Genomic DNA, 21924 nt, shown 5'->3' with positions numbered 1-21924 from the left:
GCTTTGCATATAAACCTGGATAACACTGCGCTAATCCGGGCTACGGTTTCTCAGCTCTGCTCTTCCTTTTTTATTAATTTCTTTACAATATTAAGTTGTTGCACAACAGGCTCATTCCATGGCCCTGAAATTTTATAACTGTATCCAGAAATTTTTTGCATACCTTGATTAATAATTTTATTCGCCACCCAAGCAGCAACACCTGCTACTGGACCACCCGCAATAGTCGCCACAACAGGCAAGCTTGCGGTGATGTGTGGCGATATTTTCAAATTCAGATCATAAGTATGTTTGACCAAATCAAGATCTCCTTTCATGCCTGCATAAGCAACAGGACCATCAAGATAGCTGTCTTGTGTCCCCATAATTCCTTTATCCACAACGAAAGTTCCTTGAAAAATATCAAAACTATATCCCTGATGAGCTAAATCACTAAAATCCAGTTGCAAGCGACGGGGTATAGTCTGCAAGCTGAGGATACTTAGTAATTTACCCAAATCTAATTTTTCTTCGGTCTCCTTGCTTAAATGAGTAATTCTTCCATTTTTAAGTTGTAAATACATAGTTCCTTTTAGAGAAGCAAGAGAAAATTGATACAAACTATTTTTCCAACCACCATGAAACTCCATATATCCTTTTTTGGCATGCACAGCTGGTGTTACATTCCAACGTTCTAAAGTTTTAGCTAAATTAGTAATATTCAGTTTTATATCAAGATTAGTCTGATTTAAATTCTCTTTTTGAGTCCATTCACCCTGAGCATTTAACTGATATACCGGAGAATTTATTTGACAATATTCCATTTTCCATTTTTCAGCTGTCGATTGGCTTTTTAAAGTTAAATCACCAACTTGCACTTTCCCCACAGATAAATTGTCAATGCGTAAATTAAGGTTTGGTATTTGATTCGGATGAAGTTCGGTCGCTTCAGCACGATCATCACCTGCAGTATCAATTTTATCCAAATGTAAATAACGAACATGGCCGCTTAATTCATTTGCCGGTGGATGATAAATTAAATCCGCTGCAATATTTTTTTGTTGTAAATTAAAAGACCAATCATTATTAGGTAATATTTTTGCTTTAACAACCATATTATTAAATTGTTGCTTCAAAAAACCGAATTTCTCTATAGTTACATTGATAATTCGCAAATTAGATAAGATAGAGCTGTTGTTTTTTGTTGAAGAAAATTGATTGTATACTTCTTTCCATTCTTCTAAATCAAATCCTTGTAAAGTACCTACAACAGAAAGTCCAGGTAAATTCTGATTTACAGCATTTTCACTACCTAATCGCAATTGCCCAGAATCAAATGCATAACCTTCCTTGGAATTTTTAAACAATAAATCAGAACTTAAACGTTTTTCATAATGACCGCGAACACGAATTAATTTTTTCGCCTTGAGTTCAAGGTTTAACTCTAAGGGTACTTTTGCATCTGATTTTTTACCTAAAGGTGCGGGTAAGTTAACATCGAGTCCCTCCAAAGAACTAGTAAAACTAATACTATCCGCCTCTGTAGGTTTATCACTTAACTTTAATAAAGCATTCGCATCGAAGGAACCAGCCACTAAATCGAATAAGGGCAATTTAAATTGACTTTTTAAGGAGTCAACAGAACACTTTCCATTAATAGCAATCGTTGTCGCAGGATTGGGCAGTTTAACTGATTGTATTTTGATATTCATTGGGTGCCCCAAGATATCAGCGAACAAGTAACTATCCGTTACTCCAGTTTCATTAAACATCAAATGACCCGATAAATTTCGTACAGCAAATTGAGCTAACTCATAATTGACCATTATCGTATTTTTTTTAAATGTTACATTTCCCTTAGCAAGCACCTCATCATTTTCTGGATATAAAGGAACGAGTACACTTAAATTAAGTAAGGCTGAACCTTTGATCGAAAGCATTTTTAAAAGAGATAACTTGTGCTTCAGTGGGGAAGCTAAAACATAATTCATCATCTTTTGAACTGATGAATCAATTGTGCCATTTACCAATAAATTTTCTTTATTCTTACCTATATCAGCAATGCGTAAGTGCATATCTTTTGTAGGTACCCCCTGAAAATTAGCATGGACTATATCAATATTTAGGTTACGATTTCTTAAATGAATATATCCATCAATCTCTTTTACAACCTTCCATTGGGAGTTAATTGCAATCTCCCCCCGCTCGCATAGCTCTCTATCACGAATTCGCCTGTATTGTCATCAAAGGGAAAATCTTTTGCTAAACCATTAACTCTCACTTTTCCACTAGCATTTGCAATGCGTTTCACATCATTTTTGAGCCAGAGATACAATTTGGGTTTCATGTATTTTTTAGGTAGAAACACGGTCCATTGCTGCCAATTTTTGCCAGCAAACTCCGCACCAAAACGAATATGACCGACAGAATGGCGAGTCACTTGATCGACGGCGCCTTGCATACTTAATGTCAACTCAGGTTGGTTGATTACAAATCGTTCCATACTAATTCGTATGCCATCACTTAATTCTTTCCAGTCAAGGGCGCCATTGAGTATGGTCAATGTTTGCTCAGGATACCCCTTAACTTTAATTGATGTGTTTTCGGAATCAAGCTCTAAACGTCCCTGATCAGGTTGCCAATTAATTACTCCCGAAAGATTTTTTACTTGGGGAATATTGTCTTTAGCATCCCATCCTATCTTCTCAAATCGTGTTAAAAAATAATTCATTGAATAGTCATTAATGGAAAACATGCTTTTGCTTTTTTGCATTATATTAATATTATTTTGATTTGCAGCCTGAGAGGTTGAGGATTCTGATTGTGAGTGCTCATTTGCAACCGTACTAAAAAATGGAATAGGCGGAATAACTGAAACATTATCATTTAATGTTATGAGGACCTGAGTATCTTTTAAGACTCCCTGTGGTTTCATGTCCAGTAAACTCTGGATGCTTTTCGGCCAGTTAATGGCATTGGACAACAATGATTCAATAATGAGTGATTTTACATAAAATAGATAACTTTGTTGTTCCCTATTGTATTTAACTAATAATTGATTCTCCGGCCAAGTCACGCCACCAATACGTAATTTGATTGGATCAATATGAAGCTGCCAACCCGCATTATCAGGTTTCCAAGAGAGATTAGCAAAGAATGATTGAATAAGCTGGCTTTGTTGATTATTCAAAAGCCTCCAAGCAAGTCGCTTAAAGGATACCTGTGCTTGTATTGAAGAAACTGCACCATGATGCACATCAAGCCATAAATTAATATTGCCCTTACCTCCTTCTAAATGTTGTGTGGCTTTCGGAAATAGACTTTGCCACTGAGCAGGTACTATATTTTTGGCAGAAAAATAAAACTGTCCTTCAATATCCTCAAAGTGCTCAGGGTCGAAGTATCCATCACCTAAGAGTTGAAAATCAGTGCTGCTTGTTTGTTCAAGTCGTGCCTCACCCTTAAACTTATAATGTCCACTACTATTTGCTACTGATATGTTTAAACCATTAACCGGAATCAATCCCCCGTCACTAAAATGAAAATAAGCGGAAACACGTCTGATAATTAAATGTTCTTGCTGTGATAGCCAGATTAAAATTTGTTTGGTTTTCTCTGGAGTCATATCACTGCTATTGATTGAGTCTGTAGTCACACCATCGATAGACCAATGATGATCTATTTCTCTCAAATTGAGATGCATATCATCAATATAAAGAACCCCAGGTTGTATCTGCCAACTCCATAAGGATTTAAATAAGTTAATTCCTACTAGCAATTTATTGATACGAAAATTATGTGAGGAATCGTCACCCAAAGTGACCTGATTCAATTTAAGCACGGGTTGGAACCAGTACCATCCTGTTTCCATTGTTTGAATGGTTACAGGTTGTCCTATTAAAATGGATAAATGATGTTCTACATCCCTTTTATATTCTTTTGCCCAGGGCGTTAGAGAACGGAATATACTGGATAATACAGCCATAAAAATAATGAGGACAGCTATAAACATCCAAATTCTTTTAAGTACTTTGTTCACGGTACGTGTTCGATTACTCATTGATGTTTTTACTATACCATTGCTTTTGAGCATACTCATCATTTTCTTTTTGCTCAATGCGCTGTAATTTAATCTGTTCGCTCTTATTAACCCGCTCTACCAAGTGACTGACTCCTTCTTCAGAAATTTTCGCTTGTTTATAATTCAGTTCAGCCTTAGCCCGAACCTTTCCTAAATAAGCTAAATGCGCATTCAATTGTATTAAAGCTGTATCCAAATGGCTAATAAAATCGATGCGATTACGTAGTCGAGCAATCACCGTTCCTTGTTCACCAATTTTCTCAACTTGCTTTAAATAATCCTGTCGATAATTCACTAGTTGCTCATGTTTCATTTTATTCTGTTTAAATTGTTCTTGGGCTTTTAAAAGATCCTGGTAGGCTGCATGAGTTGCGTCCTTTTTAATTTGCAGAAGTTGTTTTAACCGCTCTAGTCGCTGACTCATCCTTTAACTCCAAAAGAGGAGGCTAAATGGGATAACATATCGATACTTTCCTTGAAATCAAAGCGCTCATTTATGCCTTGTTCCATATATTCTCGAATTTTATCTCTGGCTTGAATGGCCTTATCAAGATTTGGATCACTTCCTTTGGTATAAGCACCAAGCAAAATGAAATCTTTATTCTTTTCATAAAGTGATAAGTTCTTTTTAAATAATAACATATCAGCCATCTGCTGCTCAGATACTATAGCTTGCATTACTCGACTAATAGAAGCTTCCAAATCAATTGCAGGATATTGTCCTTCTTCAGCAATAGATCGACTTAAAACGATATGCCCATCCAAAATAGCGCGCGCGGCATCCGCAATAGGATCTTGTAAATCATCCCCTTCAGTTAACACGGTATAAAATGCTGTAATCGAACCACTTCCTGGTTCTCCATTACCTGCACGCTCAACGAGCTTGGGTAATTGGGCAAATACTGATGGTGGATAACCTTTGGTTGCCGGTGCTTCACCTATTGAAAGAGCAATTTCCCTTTGTGCTTGCGCAAAACGGGTTAAAGAATCCATGAGGAGTAAGACGTGTTTGCCTTGATCACGAAAATACTCCGCAATGCTAGTAGCGACTTTAGCACCATGTAATCGCATCAGAGGACTTTCATCTGCAGGAGCAGCTACGACAACTGCGCGTTTTAAGCCTTCAGGACCTAAATTTACTTCAATAAATTCTTTGACTTCTCTACCTCGCTCACCAATCAATCCAACAACGATTACATCTGCTTTGGTAAAACGAGTCATCATTCCTAACAACACAGATTTTCCTACACCCGATCCGGCAAATAGCCCTATTCGCTGACCACGTCCTACCGTAAGTAATCCATTAATTGCACGTATGCCCACATCTAAAGGGGTATCAATAACAGCTCTTTTTAAAGGATTAATGGCGGGGCTGATTAAAGGATATGTTTCATTTAACTCAAGATGAGGGCCGCCATCTATAAGTACTCCCGAACCATTGACAACTCGTCCTAATAGTTGATTTCCTACTTCAACTTGAGCAACACGTCCAGTTGGCGTAATAATCATACCTGGAGCGAGACCCTGGATAGCACCTATGGACATCAAATAAACACGATCATTTCCAAAGCCAACTACTTCCGCCTCAATACTATGTGATTCATCGATAGTAATAAAACAACGTGCGCCAACAGGCTGATTAAAACCGTTGGCTTCTAGAGTGAGTCCTACAGCTCGACTTATTCGACCACAATGCAATAATCCTAATTGCTCTTTTTCGCGAATTTCAGACAGTATTTTAACCAAACGAGACTCGTAAATTTTCATCGATCAATCCTGATCTTTAATAGGTGCAATAGGATTATCTTCAGTTATATATTTGGCAAATAAGGTCGTTAAACGAGTATGTATCCGACCATCTAATTCACTATAATCACCCTTTAGATAAAAATCACCTCGACTTAATACGGGATCTGCTACTAAAATTTCATGTAATCCGTCGATGTCCTTTACACCAAACTGATTTTGAACCCAGTTCACATCTTCAGGATGCATGGCAAGTACTTTGTAGGCTTTTACGGAGGGTAATTCGGATTTGATGTTATGAAGTAAATTTTTTAATTGATCAGGATGTGCAGATAACTCAACCCCAATACAATGCTTGCTTAACCAAATTACTGTTTGAATTATTTCTTGTGTTACTTGTTCATCTAGAAGTTTTACCGGATTTTTTAATATATCAAACCAACGCACAAACTGTTTTCTCTTCTCATCTATTTCAGCCTGTGCCCGTTGCATTCCCTCGGCATAACCTTTTTCCATAGCTTCATTTTTTAATCGTTCGCATTCAGCGAGAAAACGCTCTTCCTCATTGACTTCTACTTTCGCTTCATTATTGAGAATCGATTCATATTCCCAAGCACTAAACCCTTGATCACTCCCTTTTTTCTTTAAGAAGGGTTCAAATTCATCTGACATATACTTATCATCCTGAAATCATACAATAACGTGCCGTCATCCTGAGTGAACCAGAGATCGGCCACTCCTAACACCGTCCACAGCATGAAGATCCCTCGCTTCATTCAAGATGACGTAGGGACTCGCAAGCTACAACTAAATCATCTCATCGCCACCTTTAGAACCCAGTGCAATCTTACCTTCTTCGGAAAGACTTTTTGCTATCGCTAATATATCACGTTGAGCACGTTCTACATCAACAACCTTAACCGGACCTTGTAACTCAATGTCTTCACGCAATAAGTCAGCAGCACGTTTGGACATATTAGAAAATATTTTTTCTTTAGTGAGTTCAGTAGTCCCTTTTAAAGCCAATTTTAATTGTTCAGGGGTCACATCACGCAATAAAGTTTGCATACTTCGATCATCCATATCGACCAAATTCTCAAATACGAACATTTTATCGCGGATTTTTTCGCTAAGCTCCTCGTCCCAATCTTTAATTTTATTAAGCACTTCTTCTTCCATTGCACCATCGAAATAGTTGATCACATCCGCAACACTCTTAATGCCTCCTACCGAGGCAGTTTTACTGATCTTTTGACCGCTGAGTTGCTTTTCAATGACTTGTCCTAGCTCTGAGATAGCCTCGGGCTTAACCGTATCGATATTGCACATGCGTAATAAAACTTCTGATCTTTTTTCCACACTAAAATAGCGTACTACTTCAGCTGCTTGTTCACTATCTAAGTGAATCAATATGGTTGCTATAATCTGCGGGTGTTCGTTACGAATCACATCAGCAATTAACCGGCCATCCAACCACTTTAAGCGATTAAGTCCACTGTCTTTATCAGATACAAGTATTCGATCGATAAATGGAGTCGCTTTTTCTAATCCCAATGCCTCAATGAGTACTGTACGTAAATAATGCTCTGTATCTACTGTTAAGCTTGTCTGTTCCCCAATCGCACTGGTAAATTCGACCAAAACATTTTCCATTTTAGCCTTAGTCACATTACTGAGTGTCGTCATTGCGACACCAACCTTTTGTACTTGCCTCGGCTCTAGGTGTCTTAATACTTCTGCAGCATTTTTTTCACCCATACTTAATAACAAAATGGCTGCACGCTCTATTCCATCCATAACTACCCCCGATCAACCCAATTTTTAACAACCTGTGCTACCCGTTTGGGTTCCTTATCAACAACTTGACGTAATAAATTTAATTGTGATTCATAATCATTTGCATCTTTGATTGAGATTGTCCCATCATAGGTTAAATCACCTATAGGCTGTTCATCACTCGCAACACTCACAACGTTTCGGTTACTTGCTAATGTCTTCAGCATGGGTCTTAACACACCAAAAATTAGTGCTAAAACAAATACAGCTGCTGCCGCTTGCTTCACTATGGACCAGAAAATCTCTTTCTGCCAAAAACGCTCCTCAGGAATAGCTGCTATGGGATCGGGTTTAACAAAATCAGAATTGATTACATTCAAACTGTCCCCACGTTGAGCATTTAACCCAATTGCATCAGCAACCAGTAATTTAATTTGATTTATTTCCTTTGCGGTCAAAGGTGTTTTCGTCATCTTTTTAGTCTTTTCATCCATGACTGCTCGATTGTCAACCAAAACGGCTACAGAGAGTCGTTTAATTGTTCCTGGCTGATTTTTAGTATGACTCACTGTTTTATCCAACTCGAAATTTTTGGTACTTTGCGTACGTAAATCAGTGGATTGATTTGAATCAGATGCTGCTTGCGCTTGTGGTGGTCCATTTTTAGGGGACGCATTCTTGGGAGCAAGAGCTGGATTATTTTGCGGTATATTCGATAAAGTCCCTGGGACACCTACCGCATCATTTGAGGAACTACGCTTTTCTTCCATAGTCTGCTCACTACGTAAAGAAGGCTGTTCGGGATTAAACAATTCTTGTGTTTGCTCGTAACTAGTAAAGTCGACATCAGCAGAAACTTTTGCTCTAACACGACCATAACCCAGTATTGGCGTTAGAATATCTTGAATCTTTTGCGCATATTGATGTTCCAAATTTTGTCTGTAATCTAAAAAGCGCTCGGTATCTGAAAAAAGAGTTTGTCCACCGCCTTCATTCAATAACTGCCCATCTTGATCAACCACGGTAACCCGACTAGCAGATAAATTGGGGATACTGGATGCAACTAAATTCACAATAGCGGCAATTGTATGTTTTTTAAGCTCCAAGCCAGAATAAACATCAAGAAATACAGAAGCACTGGGTTCATGAGCATCACGGACAAAAGCAGACTCACGTGGAATTGCGAGATGGACTCGGGCTGATTTAATGTCATTAAATTTACTTATAGTACGTGCCAACTCTGCTTCCAAGGCTTGTTTATAACGTGCATTTTCCATAAATTGGCTGCTATTAAACGCGTTTGAACTTGAAAAAAGCTCTTCTGAACCTACCGGCTCTCGAGGTAATCCTTCCATTGCCAATTTAAGACGCACATTTTGCAGGTTATCTGCTGCAACCATAACCATACTGTTGTTTCCGTCAATCTTAAAATCAATACCATTGCGTTCCAGTGCAGATACCACCTCAGCTGCATCACGCGCATTCATTTGGGTGTATAAAGGCACATAATTTGGATCGCGAGACCATAACACTACCCCTAAACCAATTGCTATGCTTGCAGCAATACCTACTAATAAACCAATTTGTCGGGCAATAGATAGATTTGCAAATTTTGCTGCTACCGTTGATGCACTATCAGCCAATGCCATATCAAGCTCCTAATTATACTGGCATATTCATTATGTCTTGATATGCTTGCACCACTTTGTTACGAACTCGAACAGTAGCCTCAAGCCCCAAGTTGGACTTTTGGGTTGCTATCATTACATCCCCCAAACTGACATTAGGATCACCCATTTCAAAGCGAGTTTTTAACCCATCTGCAGTTTGGTTTAAATCGTTGACTTGATTTAAGGCATTTTGAAATACTGTACCAAAAGGCGGGTTACTCTCCGCTTCAATAATCCCACCCTCGGCCTTAGCAGACATTGTCTTTATTTGGTTTAGCAGGTTAACTGTATTAATATCACTCATATCCCTATATACCTCATAATTATTTACTAATTATCCATGTAGACTGTTGCTGTGTAGCCCGAGTTCCAGCTGTGCCTTCACCCAGACTACAAACTGTAAAACTTTTTATACTGTATACCCTTCTTCGCGCATTTTTGCTAGTTTATAACGTAATGTTCGCTCACTCACCCCTAATAAAGCAGCTACTTTTTGTCTGTTCCCTTCATTCTCCAATAAAGTTTTTTCAATCAATTCAAACTCATGAATTTGTAAATTTTTACTCTGAGCAGCCGGGCTAGTTTCAGGGATCAAGGTAGTGGTCAATGACAATTGTAAATGCTCTGCCTCAATAATACCTTGGGTTTGTAATACTAATGCCCGTTGAATTACGTTATCCAATTCTCTCGCATTTCCTGGCCAAGGATAAGCCAACATCAGTTTCTGAGCCGCGGGACAGATCACCGGGACTACCGGCTGCTTATGATGACAATGCTTGCGAATTAAATAGTTCGCTAAGGGAATAATATCATTTTTTCTTTCACGTAAAGGGTGCCACTGCAAAGGAAAAACATTCAGACGATAAAACAAATCCTCTCTAAAACGCCCAGCTTTGACCTCATCCTTTAGTTGTCTATTGGTTGTAGCCAGTATGCGTACATCCAAACTAATTGTTTTATTGGCACCGATACGTTCCACCTCTTTCTCTTGCAAAACACGAAGGAGTTTCGCTTGTAAGCTTAAGGGCATTTCGCTCACCTCATCAAGAAGCAAGGTCCCTCCCTGCGCCTGTTCAAACTTTCCAGGAGTTGATTTATAAGCTCCAGTAAATGAACCCTTTTCGTAACCAAATAAAGTAGCCTCGAGCATTTGCTCGGGAATTGCAGCACAATTAATAGCAATAAAGGGTTGTTTTTTTCGCGGTGAATGATCATGAATAAAATGAGCTAAAACCTCTTTCCCTGTCCCACTTTCTCCACTAATCATCACACCAACATCCGATTGAGCTACTTTTAATGCCATAGTCAGCAAAGCCTGGCTTTTAGGATCTTTGGCAATGGGTTCTCCAGTATCCTCATCAAACTCAACTTTAATGTATTGATTGATTTTTTCAGTTAATAGCTGAGCACTAAATGGCTTTTGTAAATAATCTACTGCCCCATGATGAAGCGCATTCACTGCATCTTGTACGGATCCATAAGCGGTCATTAAAATCACAGGCAATCCAAGTCTTCTTTTTTGAATCTCTGCGAGTAGCTGATTTCCGTCAAGTTCATCCATGCGAATATCCGTCAACACAACCGATGGATTATGGATTTCAAGAAGTGCTAGAGCTTCCTTGCCATCTTTAGCAGTAATATATGTATGGCCAGCAATAGTCATTGTTTCAGCCAGCGCTTCCCTTAATACTGGATCATCTTCAACGATTAAAACATGACTCATAAAAAAGTCCTTTTTCTAGTGTTATAAAAAGGATATCATCCCGGGGCGAAAAAGTGCTCCCTGAATCGTAATCAAAATCGACTCAGGGGCGCCTCACCATACTCAGGATGACGACTCAACATATTACGGCAAAAACAAATTAACTTGTGTACCGACTCCTTCTGTAGACTCAAGGCTAACTCGACCGCCGTGTGCTTTTACTACTGCATAAACGACCGCTAAACCCAATCCATTTCCTTGAGCTTTCGTAGTATAAAATGGCGAAAAAGCCTGACTCTTAACCTCTTCTGTCATTCCCTTACCATTATCCTCTACTGATATTTGTATACCTGAATCATCCATAGATGCAAGTGTTAAATTAATTTCTGTTGCATCAGATTGCAATGAATTGATCACCAAGTTTAAAACAGCACCAATTAATGACTCTGCATGGATTAATGATTCGAGACTAACTAACTGATTATTCACATTGAATGTTACATTACGCGCCAATACATAAGGTTGAGCGCGTTGTACGAGTAACGAACACCAATAATTCATATCCATACGCGTTGGCTCGATCGTAGTGCCTCGTGCAAATAATAATAAGTCCTGAATTTGCTGCTCAATACTGGTATGGCATTCTTGCAATCGATGTATCCAATTTTGGGTACGAACATCCAAATCAGGAAGATTATTCAAATGTTCTGTATATAACATTGCTGAAGCCAAGGGAGTCCTGATTTGATGTGCGAGCTGCGCAGTCATCGTACCAATTGAGACCAGACGCTTTTCATTTTCTTTGGCCTTCTCGTAATCTCTTGTAGCAGTTATATCCGTTAAACTCACTAATATGCCAGGTAAACTGTCCAAAGTTGCTATGGCTACATGCACACGGCGACCATCGGCAAGAGAAACTTCATGGCCGTCATCAGCGCGAGGAACAAAAGCACGTAAAATCACATCCAACCATAAAGAATCAAGTAATCCATATCCTAGCATTGCCTCAGCTGGTGGATTTAGCCATACGATACGCCCCTGAGAATTAATAATTACCAAAGCCGTAGGGAGGCTGGATAAAATATCCCACTCAGAAAGAGGTATGTGTGGTCTTACTGCACATGTTTGGTAATTAGAATAATGCATGCTGGATGAAATTATTATAATTAATAAGAAGACTGTAACAAATTTAAGTTAAAATGAAAATACATTTAAAATCATGCAATTAATCAAGCAATATTTCTTCTTTTTATTGATGAAAATTAAATCATTTTTTGCAATTCATATGAAAAAATATAACATCAAGACAAATGGTAAATAAAAAAATGAGTTTATTAAAATTTAGTTAAAACAGGCCTTTCTGGAACTAATTTAACTTCGGCGATACTGATAGGTGCTAATTTGACCCATGCCTATCTCCAGAATACCAACTTAACCAATGCAAATCTAAATAGAGCAAAATCAGTTGGTGCTGATTTTTCAGGAGTAAATTGGACTGGAGCTAAACTGTAAAATGCCATATTTTTTGCAGAAACAAATAACTTGGTTGAGTTTAAATTCGTACAACATAGAGACTTTGATTTATTAAAGTCAGGTTTCGCTATGCGGTACCTGAACAACCAACACCTAGATTATGACTCTGAATTGTTCTCGTCCAACGATTTTAGAAATGCAAGTTTCTCTGCAATTTTAATTTCTAAACCACGCGGTACCGGTTTATACCAACCGGGCTCCTCCATTCCTTCAGGTAAATAATCTTCTCCGGCGGCATATGCATGCGGTTCATCATGGGCATAACGATACTTTTTTCCATACCCTAGTTTTTTCATTAACCGTGTAGGTGCATTTCGCAAATGAACAGGCACTTCTCGTGATTTATCATGTTTTACAAAATCCATAGCCTGATTAAAAGCAACATATCCTGCATTACTTTTTGCAGCGATTGACAAATAAATGACAGCCTGTCCTAGTGCAAGCTCTCCTTCCGGAGAACCTAATCGTTCATACGTTGCAGCAGCATCGTTTGCTATTTGGAGCGCTCGAGGATCAGCTAAACCAATATCTTCCCAAGCCATTCGTACAATACGTCGCGCTAAATAAAGGGGATCCACACCCCCATCTAACATACGGCAGAGCCAATAAAGAGCAGCATCAGGATTAGAACCACGTACTGATTTGTGTAATGCAGAAATTTGATCGTAAAAATTTTCTCCACCTTTATCAAAACGTCTGACTTGTTCTGCCAAAACATTCATCACAAATTCTTTTGTGACATGCACATTATTCATTGCGGTACATGCGGCATGTAATTGTTCAAGACTATTCAATAATCGTCGGGCATCACCATCAGCAAAGCCAATAAGCATTTCCAGCGCATCATCATCGAATTGAATAGGAGATGAAAATACTTGATTTGCTTTGTGAAACAGTTGTCTCAATTCGTCATCAGTCAAAGATTTTAAAACATAAACCTGAGCACGTGACAACAGAGCAGAATTCACTTCAAAAGAAGGATTTTCCGTTGTAGCCCCTATAAAAGTGACTAAACCCGATTCCGTGTAAGGTAATAGAGCATCTTGTTGCGCTTTGTTAAAGCGATGAATTTCATCGATGAACAGTGTGGTGTGTTTACCATGAGTTAGATTTTCCTGCGCTTTCTCAACTGCGGCACGAATATCCTTAACACCCGAAAACACCGCAGAAAGCGCTATCCATTCACTATCAAACGCTTCAGCAGCAATACGAGCAATTGTTGTTTTACCAACTCCTGGCGGTCCCCATAAAATCATTGAGTGAAGTTTTTTACTCGCAAAACTAAGTCGCAATGATTTACCTTCACCCAATAAATGACTTTGTCCGATCACTTCGTCGAGATTTTTTGGTCTTAAAAGCTCTGCTAGTGGTGGTTGAGGCATTGTTTTAAACAAACTCATTGCTGAACCACATCAACCCCTTTAGGCGTTTTGAATTGGAATAAGCTAGCTGCCAACTTAGGGTTTGTTTTAATTTGTGATAATTGAACCGTAGTCACTTGGCCCAATTGATCATATAACTCCAAACCAGTTAGGTTATTTTGACGAAACACCAGTTTGATTCGTTGAAAATTAGCTTTAGGTGATTTTGATTTTAGATCAAAAACCAAGTCGTTGCCCACATTACTTTGAGTCACATTAAAATCTCGAGTAACCGTATTATCATAACCACTTAAGAATAAAGCAGCAGTACCCCCTAAACCTTTTCGTTGCGTTTTGACCGTTACTTGCTCCAAATCTTTATCATATACCCAAATTTTCTGACCATCAGCAACCATTAATTGCGCCATAGGTTGCACCGTTTGCCAACGAAATCGACCGGGCCTTTGTAATGCCATTGTTCCTGATGAACGAGAGACTACTCGCTGTTTTGCTTTCACTGCTTGTTTAAACACGGCAGTCATTGAGCGAATTCCATTTAATTTAGTCTGCAGCAATACATCAGGCGTTTCACTAAATACCGCAGTTGAAATACTTAAAAGTAATACGGTTAATATTTTTTTCATAATTAATCCTCCGTCACGGATGATACTAAGACATCTCGATAACCACCATCTAATGGCCCAACAATTCCTGTTCGCTCCATTTCTTCAACCATACGAGCTGCCCGGTTATAGCCTATTTTTAGTCGTCGCTGTACTGCAGAAATACTGGCCTTCCGTGTTTGGATAACGAATTCTACCGCTTGATCATAAAGAGGATCATCATCCTCGGCAGATTGGCCGTCCTCATCAGAACCGCCCTCATTACCATCACCTGTTAATTTCAAAATATCATCAATATAGTCAGGCTCCCCACGAGCACGCCAATCATCCGCAATGCGATGTACTTCTTTATCATCAACAAAAGCACCATGAACTCGTAAAGGCGCCCCACTTCCGGGTGCTAAATAGAGCATATCCCCATGTCCTAGTAATTGTTCAGCACCCTGTTGATCTAATATAGTACGAGAATCAATTTTTGATGAAACTTGGAATGACATTCGAGTTGGAATATTTGATTTAATTAACCCGGTTAAAACATCTACAGAAGGTCTTTGAGTCGCAAGAATCATATGGATTCCGGCAGCGCGAGCTTTTTGAGCAATACGAGCAATTAACTGCTCCACTTTCTTGCCCACGACCATCATCATATCAGCAAGCTCATCAATTACGACGACAATATGAGGTAAAGGTTCTAATTCTGGCGCTGTTTCATCCATTGAATCAACAGGTTTCCATAAAGGATTAGCGATAGGTTGACCATTAGCAATGCCTTCTGCGATTTTAGTATTAAAACCAGCCAAATTTCTTACACCCAAAGCAGCCATCAACCGATAACGACGCTCCATTTCTTCAACACACCAGCGCAAAGCACTAGCGGCCTCTTTCATATCGGTAACAACAGGAGTTAATAAATGGGGTATGCCATCATAAACTGATAACTCCAACATTTTAGGATCAACCATAATCAGACGCACCTGGTCTGGAGTTGCCTTAAATAAGATACTTAAAATCATGGCATTAATACCAACTGACTTACCAGATCCTGTGGTCCCGGCGACCAACAAATGAGGCATTTTAGCTAAATCAACAACTACAGGGTGGCCTGCAATATCCACGCCTAAAGCCAAAGTAATTGGCGAATGGGCCTGCTGGTATACATCCGCCAATAAAACATCCGATAGTCGCACAGTCTCTCGTGAATGATTCGGTAACTCCAAACCCACTACCGTTTTACCTGGAATGACTTCAACAACACGAACTGAAACTACGGATAAAGAGCGCGCAAGATCTTTAGCCAAAGCAGTCAGTTTGCTCACTTTGACACCTGCAGCTAATTGCAATTCAAAACGAGTTACGACTGGCCCCGGATGCACCGCCACTACACCCGCTTGAATACCAAAATCGAGTAAGTGCTGCTCAACCTCCCGCGATAAATTCTCCAGTTCTTGGTGAGTATATCCACCCATAGGTTTACCAGGTTGGCCTTTATCCAGCAAACTTAAAGACGGTAAATCACCTGAGGTGCTTACTTTGGGAATACGGATTTCTTTTACTTCTTTGACGGGTTTGACAATTTCAGGCTTAACTTCCTGAGTAATTAATACAGGCGGAGGAGCAACGGCACGATCCTCTTTTTCTGCTTTGGGCTTAAATAATTTAGGAGCAGGCTTTTCACGAGGTATCTTGGGTGCTTTAGGGATCACGTTTGATTTGGATTGTTCAACTCGTGATTTAATAACAGATAGTGCCTTGTGTGTTGTTTTAGAAATATAATTCATAACGAATAAAGTATAAAAACCAATCAACTCCACTGCTTTTATCCAAGACAAGCCTGTCAACCAGGTAGTTCCTACCAAAAGCATAGCGAGTAGAACTAAACTTGCTCCATGCAAATTGAGCATTTGGTACCAACCACCACCAACAGCTTGACCTATAAATCCCCCTGCACCATGAATGGAATCCAATTGATTCATTTCTGCCTCAAGGCTTAATAAGCCACAACCTCCCGCGAACATGAGCATTAAGCCAACGGAACGAAGTACTAAGACACGTTTATCTAGACGATTTAGAGCGCGTAAATCGTGTAACAGAGCCCAGGAAATATAAACAAAAGCAATCGGTACCAAATAAGCAAAATATCCGAATACAAAATAAAGTGCATCCGCAATATAAGCACCTACTTGCCCACCCGAATTCGCAACAACAGTTCCAGCTCGAGAAACATGTGACAATCCAGGATCACTGATTTTATAAGTGAGTAATGACAAGAGCACAAAAAGAGCACTTGTTAGAATTAATATAAAACTACCCTCGCTAAGCCGTTTTACAACATAGCTAGGCATATGATTTTTTGAACCGCTTGATTTTTTTCCTGACTGTTGTTTTTCCATAGGTATTTTCATATCTTTGTTTTTGTCATAATATTCGCCATCTTAACACAAAATATTAAAATATTAAGGAAGGCAGAGACAATGAGCTCCAGCAATCATCATCGCTTAATTATACTCGGTTCAGGACCAGCAGGTTATACTGCTGCAGTCTATGCCGCAAGAGCCAATCTTCATCCAGTTTTAATTACTGGAATGCAACCAGGAGGTCAGCTAACGACCACTACTGATGTAGATAATTGGCCCGGTGATATAGAGGGATTACAAGGCCCTGCCCTGATGGAACGTATGCAAAAGCATGCAGAACGCTTTGACACTCAAATTATTTTTGATCATATTGTTAAAGCGAATTTAACACAAGCACCTTTTACTCTTCATGGTGATAGCGATACCTACACTTGTGACGCACTAATCATTGCAACAGGAGCTTCTGCACGTTATCTGGGATTAGAATCCGAATCAGCTTATCAAGGTCGAGGGGTTTCGGCCTGTGCCACCTGCGATGGCTTTTTTTACCGCAATAAAGCAGTTTGTGTTATTGGTGGCGGAAATACTGCTGTGGAAGAAGCACTTTATTTATCAAACCTTGCATCAAGCGTTACTTTAGTGCATCGACGAGACAGTCTGCGAGCTGAGAAAATTCTCCAGGATAAACTTTTTGAAAAAACCCGCAACGGCAACATCAAAATAATCTGGAATTCTACTCTTGATGAAGTGATTGGTGATGATAAAAAAGTAACTGGCGCTTTAATCCGAAATGTACAAAATGATACCAAAGAATTATTAAATGTCGATGGCGTATTCATTGCGATAGGACATACACCTAATACCGATTTATTTAAAGACCAGCTTCTCATGAATAATGGTTATATTGTTATTAAATCAGGACTGGAAGGAATGGCGACCAGCACCTCAATTCCTGGTGTATTTGCCTGTGGCGATGTGGCAGACCATGTATATCGACAAGCGATTACCTCGGCTGGTTTTGGTTGTATGGCCGCCCTTGATGCAGAACAATATTTAGATTTGAATTTAGGAAAAAATTAGATCCTCTGAGGCCTTATCGGAATCTTTTGCTGTCATCCGAATGCAACGCAGGGATCCTTGCTGTAGCACCATGTTACAAGGGAGTCTCTGCTCTTTCGGGATGGGAAGTTCCGCTGTGCCAAATCCAGATTATGGTTTTTATAAAGACTCAGGTTTTTTTTGTTGTTTGAGCATTTTCAACACAATATCTTTTCCCATAGCCTCAACCATTTTCATAAATAAAGGTGGTTTTCTTTCTTGCAAGCGATGTAAATCGGAATATCGCCAATATAAATAATCTACAGGTTCTCGTGCATGAATTGTAGTGTTCGCTTTTCCATCTCTAAAATAACTCATCTCACCAATAAAGTGATAAGGACCTAACTCAAGAATACCATTCTCCACTTCGATATAAACTTTCCCTTTTGTGATCAACATGAGATTTTCTACGGGACTTCCCTTCATTAATATTTTTTTGTTACTTGAAGTACCTCTATAACTTATTTTGATCAAACGAATAAAGTCACTCGTTTGCATATCTGAAAAAAATAAATCTTTTATTTGTTGCAAATCATAAGGTAAATCCCTAGGTATCATGTCTCTTAACAAGATGCCAATCTGCACAAAATTAATAATTAATGATGCGATAGCCCAAAAAGCAACGGGAGGAACATTGGCCAATGCTCCATAAAGTAAAAAAGATAAATCAGATAGCACAAATATTGTGCGAATAATAAGCACTTTCCTAAAGCTAAGACTAAGAAGAATTAAAATATTTCCTAAACTATACAAATAATCCAATTGTTTCCTCCAATTCTTGTTTATAATAATTGTAGAATACAAAAAGGTCCTATGAGAGAAAAAATCCCAGATAAATCTAGGAGATTGTATTGAGTTATAATGAAACCTACTTCTTTCCAAATCCAGAAACTAGTGATGATCAGGGTTTATTATTCATTGGGGGGGATTTAGCTCCTCAACGTATACTTCAAGCTTATCGACAAGGAGTGTTTCCCTGGTACGAACCAGGAACACCTATTCTTTGGTGGTCCCCAAATCCAAGACTTATATTAATTCCTACTGAATTCAAGGTATCTCGTAGTTTGCAAAAATCACTAAAAAAACCCTTTAGCTTTACAGTAGATACTGTATTTAGAGAGGTCATTATGGCATGTGCTACTTGCTCTGGTCGCATCAATAATACCTGGATTACTCAAGAAATGATTGAGGCCTATACCCAGTTGCATACAATGGGTTATGCGCATTCTTTTGAAATATGGTATGAAAATGAATTGGTCGGGGGGCTGTATGGGCTAAGCATAGGACACGTTTTTTTTGGTGAATCCATGTTCCATAAGCTAACGGATGCATCAAAAATTGCTTTTTATTATTTATGCAAAACTATGGCTAAATGGAATTTTGATTTTATTGATTGCCAAATTCCCACCAATCATCTACAAAGTCTGGGCGCTAAAATTATTGAACGTAAGGAATTTCTTCATCTGCTGCACCAATCATTAGAACATCCTACAAAGCAAGGTTCATGGAATATCACCTTGACTTAATATTTCAAATAGTAACAATCCTGTACTATCATTATACAAGGCGAATCATTCATTTTCATTTCAACTGATTATAACCCCATGAGATGATAATGAAATGTAGTAAACAACCTGGAGTATTTTCCTATGGAATCAAAAACTGTATCAAAGGTTCCTGTTATTTTTGGAAAAATGAAGGAAGATCAATTACATAAGATTTTGGAAAACAACGATGCCAAGAAAAAAGAAACTAAATCCGTATTTTTAATCAGGGAAGACGATAATTTTCGAGGATTCATGACTGTTTCATATTACTCACAAGAGCATGAGATGGTAAAAAAATATCCGATTTGGTTTAACCAGTGAGGGTTGGAAAAAAAGTACCTAAGCCACCTAGAGAACCCGCTTTCACTGATACACTTGAGGTAAAAAGAAAATACGCGCTTGATAAAAAAAAAATTTGATGAAGACATGCAAAATTTTATCAATAAGGCTGAGACTCTATTTGAACACAATGCGACCCCAGATCAAATTAAGCTGCTAATCAACGAGCTAAAAAAAGAAGAGTATAAATTTGATTTGAGTGGACTCATTAGACCGAGTCCTGCAGAGGCGAGTAAAGAAAAAACACTTTTTGGGCTATATTGGTGATGTATTTATAACTGAGATGATTCCTCATTTAACTCACATCAATAAAATTTTAGGCTCAAACTTATCTTAATAAATCATTTTTATGAAAACTGTCATTATTGAATGACATAATAGTTAAATTTTGACATGCTTGGATTGCCATTTTCTTCATTTTAGTGCAGTATACATGCATAATAAACATTATAAATTTGGTACATCACTGAGAGACCTATGGCAAAAGAAGATCATATAGAAATGGCTGGTACTGTTATAGATACCCTACCCAACACCATGTTTCGTGTTGAATTAGAAAATGGACATGTTATCACTGCCCACATTTCTGGTCGTATGCGTAAAAATTACATTAGAATTTTGACTGGTGATAAAGTTAAAGTCGAGTTAACCCCCTATGACTTAACTAAAGGCCGCATCATTTTCCGCGATAAAAACTAAGCGATTTCCTAATTAAAAATCTTTTCTTCACAACCTGTATTCTATAGGTCGGGTTTATGGCTGGACCTTCAAAAGACTACAACAAATGTTGGGCTTTCGCCCAACATTTAAAAACACTGTTCCTTTATAAAATTTGAAATTAGGTAAATATCATTGAAAAATAAGTTGGGCCAAGGCCCAACCTACGCTTAGATAATAGTTTTCAGTAGTAACTGGTCAGCCTTATTCTACAAAGCTTCAAATATTGCAGCGGCTCCCATGCCCGTTCCAATACACATCGTTACCATACCATATCGTCCTTTAATCCTCCTGAGACCATGCAATAAAGTAGCCGTTCTGATTGCCCCAGTAGCACCCAAGGGATGTCCTAAGGCAATAGCCCCCCCTAAGGGATTTACCTTGTTTCGAGGAAGATCAAGTTCTTTAATTACTGCCAGGGCCTGAGCGGCAAAAGCCTCGTTAAGCTCTATCCAATCGAGCTGGTCTAAAGTAATACCTGCTCGCTTTAAGGCAACGGGAATGGCTTTTATTGGGCCAATTCCCATAATATCTGGTGGAACACCGGCTACGGCATAACTCATCAATCGTCCAATAGGTTTTAAATTATATTGGCGCACAGCGTGTTCACTAGCCAGCAAAGCAATACCTGCTCCATCACTGGTTTGTGAACTGTTTCCTGCCGTGACTGTTCCTCTAGCGGCAAAAACAGGTTTTAATTTGGAAATGACTTCATAGGACGTATCTGCTCGTGGCCCTTCATCATCATTGATCCACTTTTTCTTCACTACGGTTGTCGAGTTAGCTAAATCAGCCTGTCTTAAAGTAATTTCTACGGGACTAATTTCCGCTTTAAAATCACCTCGCTGCTGAGCTGCTACAGCTTTTTTATGGCTTTCAGCAGCAAACTCATCTTGTTGTTCTCGAGTAATTTCCCAGCGTTTTGCAACATTTTCTGCAGTAATTCCCATCCCATATGCGATCGCGATATCTTCATTGTTGAATATAGCAGGGTTTGCTGTGTATTTATTTCCACCTAAAGGGACCATAGACATGCTTTCAACGCCGCCTGCTAGAGCCAAGTGTATGTCGCCACTGCGTATAGTCTCTGCAACGGTAGCAATACTTTGCACTCCTGAAGAACAAAAACGATTGATTGTCATGGCAGGAACAGATTGGGGTAAGTCAGCAAGTAAGGCAGCGATACGAGCCACATTCATACCTTGTTCTGCCTCAGGCATAGCACAACCTATGACAACATCCCCTATTTCTTGATGATCCACTGATGGATAACGCTCCATTAAATTTTTGATCACATGAGCGAGTAAATCATCAGGTAACGTATTTTTAAATACACCGCGAGGTGCTTTACCAACAGGAGTACGTAATGCGTCAACTATATATACATTAGTCATTTTC

At 38.8% G+C, this 21924-nt stretch carries 18 protein-coding genes and 2 pseudogenes; 6 read left to right on the top strand and 14 right to left on the bottom strand.

Annotated features, from left to right (window positions below; genetic code table 11):
• Nucleotides 1-50 precede the first annotated feature (50 nt).
• The 9 genes and pseudogenes from EL022_RS16705 to EL022_RS09750 all read right to left on the bottom strand — a co-directional run bounded on the left by EL022_RS16705 (nucleotide 51) and on the right by EL022_RS09750 (nucleotide 12100).
• Nucleotides 51-4039, bottom strand: a pseudogene (locus tag EL022_RS16705) (YhdP family protein).
• On the bottom strand, nucleotides 4032-4484 hold the full coding sequence (gene fliJ / locus EL022_RS09785; RefSeq protein ID WP_028381852.1) for a flagellar export protein FliJ: 453 nt from the start codon (nucleotides 4482-4484) through the stop codon (nucleotides 4032-4034). Before fliJ ends, EL022_RS16705 begins: the two are co-directional and overlap by 8 nt.
• Nucleotides 4481-5827 (bottom strand): flagellar protein export ATPase FliI, encoded by a 1347-nt coding sequence (gene fliI, locus EL022_RS09780; protein WP_028381853.1) that lies wholly within the window; start codon nucleotides 5825-5827, stop codon nucleotides 4481-4483. The genes fliJ and fliI overlap by 4 nt, the downstream gene beginning before the upstream one ends.
• 3 nt (nucleotides 5828-5830) lie before the next feature.
• On the bottom strand, nucleotides 5831-6478 hold the full coding sequence (locus EL022_RS09775; RefSeq protein ID WP_028381854.1) for a flagellar assembly protein FliH: 648 nt from the start codon (nucleotides 6476-6478) through the stop codon (nucleotides 5831-5833).
• A 135-nt stretch (nucleotides 6479-6613) separates the two neighbouring features.
• Nucleotides 6614-7603 (bottom strand): flagellar motor switch protein FliG, encoded by a 990-nt coding sequence (gene fliG, locus EL022_RS09770; RefSeq protein WP_028381855.1) that lies wholly within the window; start codon nucleotides 7601-7603, stop codon nucleotides 6614-6616.
• Between the two features lie 2 nt (nucleotides 7604-7605).
• Nucleotides 7606-9231: a flagellar basal-body MS-ring/collar protein FliF gene (gene fliF, locus EL022_RS09765; protein ID WP_028381856.1), complete on the bottom strand. Its 1626-nt coding sequence runs from the start codon at nucleotides 9229-9231 to the stop codon at nucleotides 7606-7608.
• 13 nt (nucleotides 9232-9244) lie between these two features.
• Entirely contained in the window at nucleotides 9245-9556 is a 312-nt protein-coding gene (gene fliE / locus EL022_RS09760) for a flagellar hook-basal body complex protein FliE (protein WP_028381857.1), read from the bottom strand.
• 105 nt (nucleotides 9557-9661) lie between these two features.
• Nucleotides 9662-10975, bottom strand: a complete 1314-nt coding sequence (locus EL022_RS09755) for a sigma-54-dependent transcriptional regulator (RefSeq protein ID WP_028381858.1) — start codon at nucleotides 10973-10975, stop codon at nucleotides 9662-9664.
• A gap of 123 nt (nucleotides 10976-11098) precedes the next feature.
• Nucleotides 11099-12100, bottom strand: coding sequence for a sensor histidine kinase (locus EL022_RS09750; protein WP_028381859.1), 1002 nt, complete (start codon nucleotides 12098-12100; stop codon nucleotides 11099-11101).
• Nucleotides 12101-12322: 222 nt separating this feature from the next.
• On the opposite strand from EL022_RS09750, the pseudogene EL022_RS16775 reads away from it, so the two are divergent.
• Nucleotides 12323-12466, top strand: a pseudogene (locus EL022_RS16775) (pentapeptide repeat-containing protein); the annotation flags it as partial.
• Nucleotides 12467-12585: 119 nt separating this feature from the next.
• On the opposite strand, the gene EL022_RS09740 reads toward EL022_RS16775, so the two are convergent.
• From EL022_RS09740 to EL022_RS09730, 3 genes are read right to left on the bottom strand one after another with little or no spacing between them, the layout of a single operon-like run.
• On the bottom strand, nucleotides 12586-13887 hold the full coding sequence (locus EL022_RS09740; RefSeq protein WP_028381860.1) for a replication-associated recombination protein A: 1302 nt from the start codon (nucleotides 13885-13887) through the stop codon (nucleotides 12586-12588).
• Complete coding sequence (gene lolA, locus EL022_RS09735) at nucleotides 13884-14492, bottom strand: outer membrane lipoprotein periplasmic chaperone LolA (protein WP_028381861.1); 609 nt, start codon at nucleotides 14490-14492, stop codon at nucleotides 13884-13886. Before lolA ends, EL022_RS09740 begins: the two co-directional genes overlap by 4 nt.
• Before the next feature lie 2 nt (nucleotides 14493-14494).
• Complete coding sequence (locus tag EL022_RS09730; RefSeq protein WP_028381862.1) at nucleotides 14495-16861, bottom strand: DNA translocase FtsK; 2367 nt, start codon at nucleotides 16859-16861, stop codon at nucleotides 14495-14497.
• A gap of 81 nt (nucleotides 16862-16942) precedes the next feature.
• Here EL022_RS09730 and trxB point away from each other — a divergent pair, with 81 nt between their 5' ends.
• The gene (trxB, locus tag EL022_RS09725) at nucleotides 16943-17905 is read left to right on the top strand and encodes a thioredoxin-disulfide reductase (protein ID WP_028381863.1); all 963 of its coding nucleotides are present in this window, start codon (nucleotides 16943-16945) and stop codon (nucleotides 17903-17905) included.
• A gap of 138 nt (nucleotides 17906-18043) precedes the next feature.
• Here trxB and EL022_RS09720 read toward each other — a convergent pair whose 3' ends face one another.
• Complete coding sequence (locus tag EL022_RS09720; protein WP_028381864.1) at nucleotides 18044-18685, bottom strand: cyclic nucleotide-binding domain-containing protein; 642 nt, start codon at nucleotides 18683-18685, stop codon at nucleotides 18044-18046.
• Between the two features lie 89 nt (nucleotides 18686-18774).
• On the opposite strand from EL022_RS09720, the gene aat reads away from it, so the two are divergent.
• The 4 genes from aat (at nucleotide 18775) to infA (ending at nucleotide 20508) form a co-directional block, all read left to right on the top strand.
• Nucleotides 18775-19449: a leucyl/phenylalanyl-tRNA--protein transferase gene (aat, locus tag EL022_RS09715; RefSeq protein ID WP_028381865.1), complete on the top strand. Its 675-nt coding sequence runs from the start codon at nucleotides 18775-18777 to the stop codon at nucleotides 19447-19449.
• Nucleotides 19450-19572: 123 nt separating this feature from the next.
• The gene (locus EL022_RS16385; RefSeq protein ID WP_241972160.1) at nucleotides 19573-19791 is read left to right on the top strand and encodes a hypothetical protein; all 219 of its coding nucleotides are present in this window, start codon (nucleotides 19573-19575) and stop codon (nucleotides 19789-19791) included.
• A 78-nt stretch (nucleotides 19792-19869) separates the two neighbouring features.
• Nucleotides 19870-20076 carry a hypothetical protein gene (locus EL022_RS16380; protein WP_241972159.1) on the top strand — a complete coding sequence of 69 codons (207 nt, stop codon included), beginning with the start codon at nucleotides 19870-19872 and terminating at the stop codon, nucleotides 20074-20076.
• Nucleotides 20077-20286: 210 nt separating this feature from the next.
• Entirely contained in the window at nucleotides 20287-20508 is a 222-nt protein-coding gene (infA, locus tag EL022_RS09705) for a translation initiation factor IF-1 (RefSeq protein WP_019233117.1), read from the top strand.
• 227 nt (nucleotides 20509-20735) lie between these two features.
• On the opposite strand, the gene EL022_RS09700 is transcribed toward infA, so the two are convergent.
• Nucleotides 20736-21920, bottom strand: a complete 1185-nt coding sequence (locus tag EL022_RS09700) for an acetyl-CoA C-acyltransferase (protein WP_028381867.1) — start codon at nucleotides 21918-21920, stop codon at nucleotides 20736-20738.
• Nucleotides 21921-21924 lie beyond the last annotated feature (4 nt).

Source organism: Legionella cherrii (assembly GCF_900635815.1).
GTDB classification, from domain to species: domain Bacteria; phylum Pseudomonadota; class Gammaproteobacteria; order Legionellales; family Legionellaceae; genus Legionella; species Legionella cherrii.
The sequence above is the reverse complement of the archived record's forward strand: the minus strand, read 5'-3'. Positions and strand labels throughout refer to the sequence as shown.

Bases quoted from the DNA above. Each gene is read 5' to 3' on its own strand.
- EL022_RS09750 (WP_028381859.1), bottom strand. From the start codon at position 12,100: ATGCATTATTCTAATTACCAAACATGTGCAGTAAGACCACACATACCT.
- EL022_RS16385 (WP_241972160.1), top strand. From the start codon at position 19,573: ATGGAATCAAAAACTGTATCAAAGGTTCCTGTTATTTTTGGAAAAATG.
- trxB (WP_028381863.1), top strand. From the start codon at position 16,943: ATGAGCTCCAGCAATCATCATCGCTTAATTATACTCGGTTCAGGACCA.
- EL022_RS09700 (WP_028381867.1), bottom strand. From the start codon at position 21,920: ATGACTAATGTATATATAGTTGACGCATTACGTACTCCTGTTGGTAAA.
- EL022_RS09740 (WP_028381860.1), bottom strand. From the start codon at position 13,887: ATGAGTTTGTTTAAAACAATGCCTCAACCACCACTAGCAGAGCTTTTA.
- infA (WP_019233117.1), top strand. From the start codon at position 20,287: ATGGCAAAAGAAGATCATATAGAAATGGCTGGTACTGTTATAGATACC.
- EL022_RS09755 (WP_028381858.1), bottom strand. From the start codon at position 10,975: ATGAGTCATGTTTTAATCGTTGAAGATGATCCAGTATTAAGGGAAGCG.
- fliE (WP_028381857.1), bottom strand. From the start codon at position 9,556: ATGAGTGATATTAATACAGTTAACCTGCTAAACCAAATAAAGACAATG.
- fliI (WP_028381853.1), bottom strand. From the start codon at position 5,827: ATGAAAATTTACGAGTCTCGTTTGGTTAAAATACTGTCTGAAATTCGC.
- lolA (WP_028381861.1), bottom strand. From the start codon at position 14,492: ATGAAAAAAATATTAACCGTATTACTTTTAAGTATTTCAACTGCGGTA.
- fliF (WP_028381856.1), bottom strand. From the start codon at position 9,231: ATGGCATTGGCTGATAGTGCATCAACGGTAGCAGCAAAATTTGCAAAT.
- fliG (WP_028381855.1), bottom strand. From the start codon at position 7,603: ATGGATGGAATAGAGCGTGCAGCCATTTTGTTATTAAGTATGGGTGAA.
- EL022_RS09775 (WP_028381854.1), bottom strand. From the start codon at position 6,478: ATGTCAGATGAATTTGAACCCTTCTTAAAGAAAAAAGGGAGTGATCAA.
- fliJ (WP_028381852.1), bottom strand. From the start codon at position 4,484: ATGAGTCAGCGACTAGAGCGGTTAAAACAACTTCTGCAAATTAAAAAG.
- EL022_RS09730 (WP_028381862.1), bottom strand. From the start codon at position 16,861: ATGGAAAAACAACAGTCAGGAAAAAAATCAAGCGGTTCAAAAAATCAT.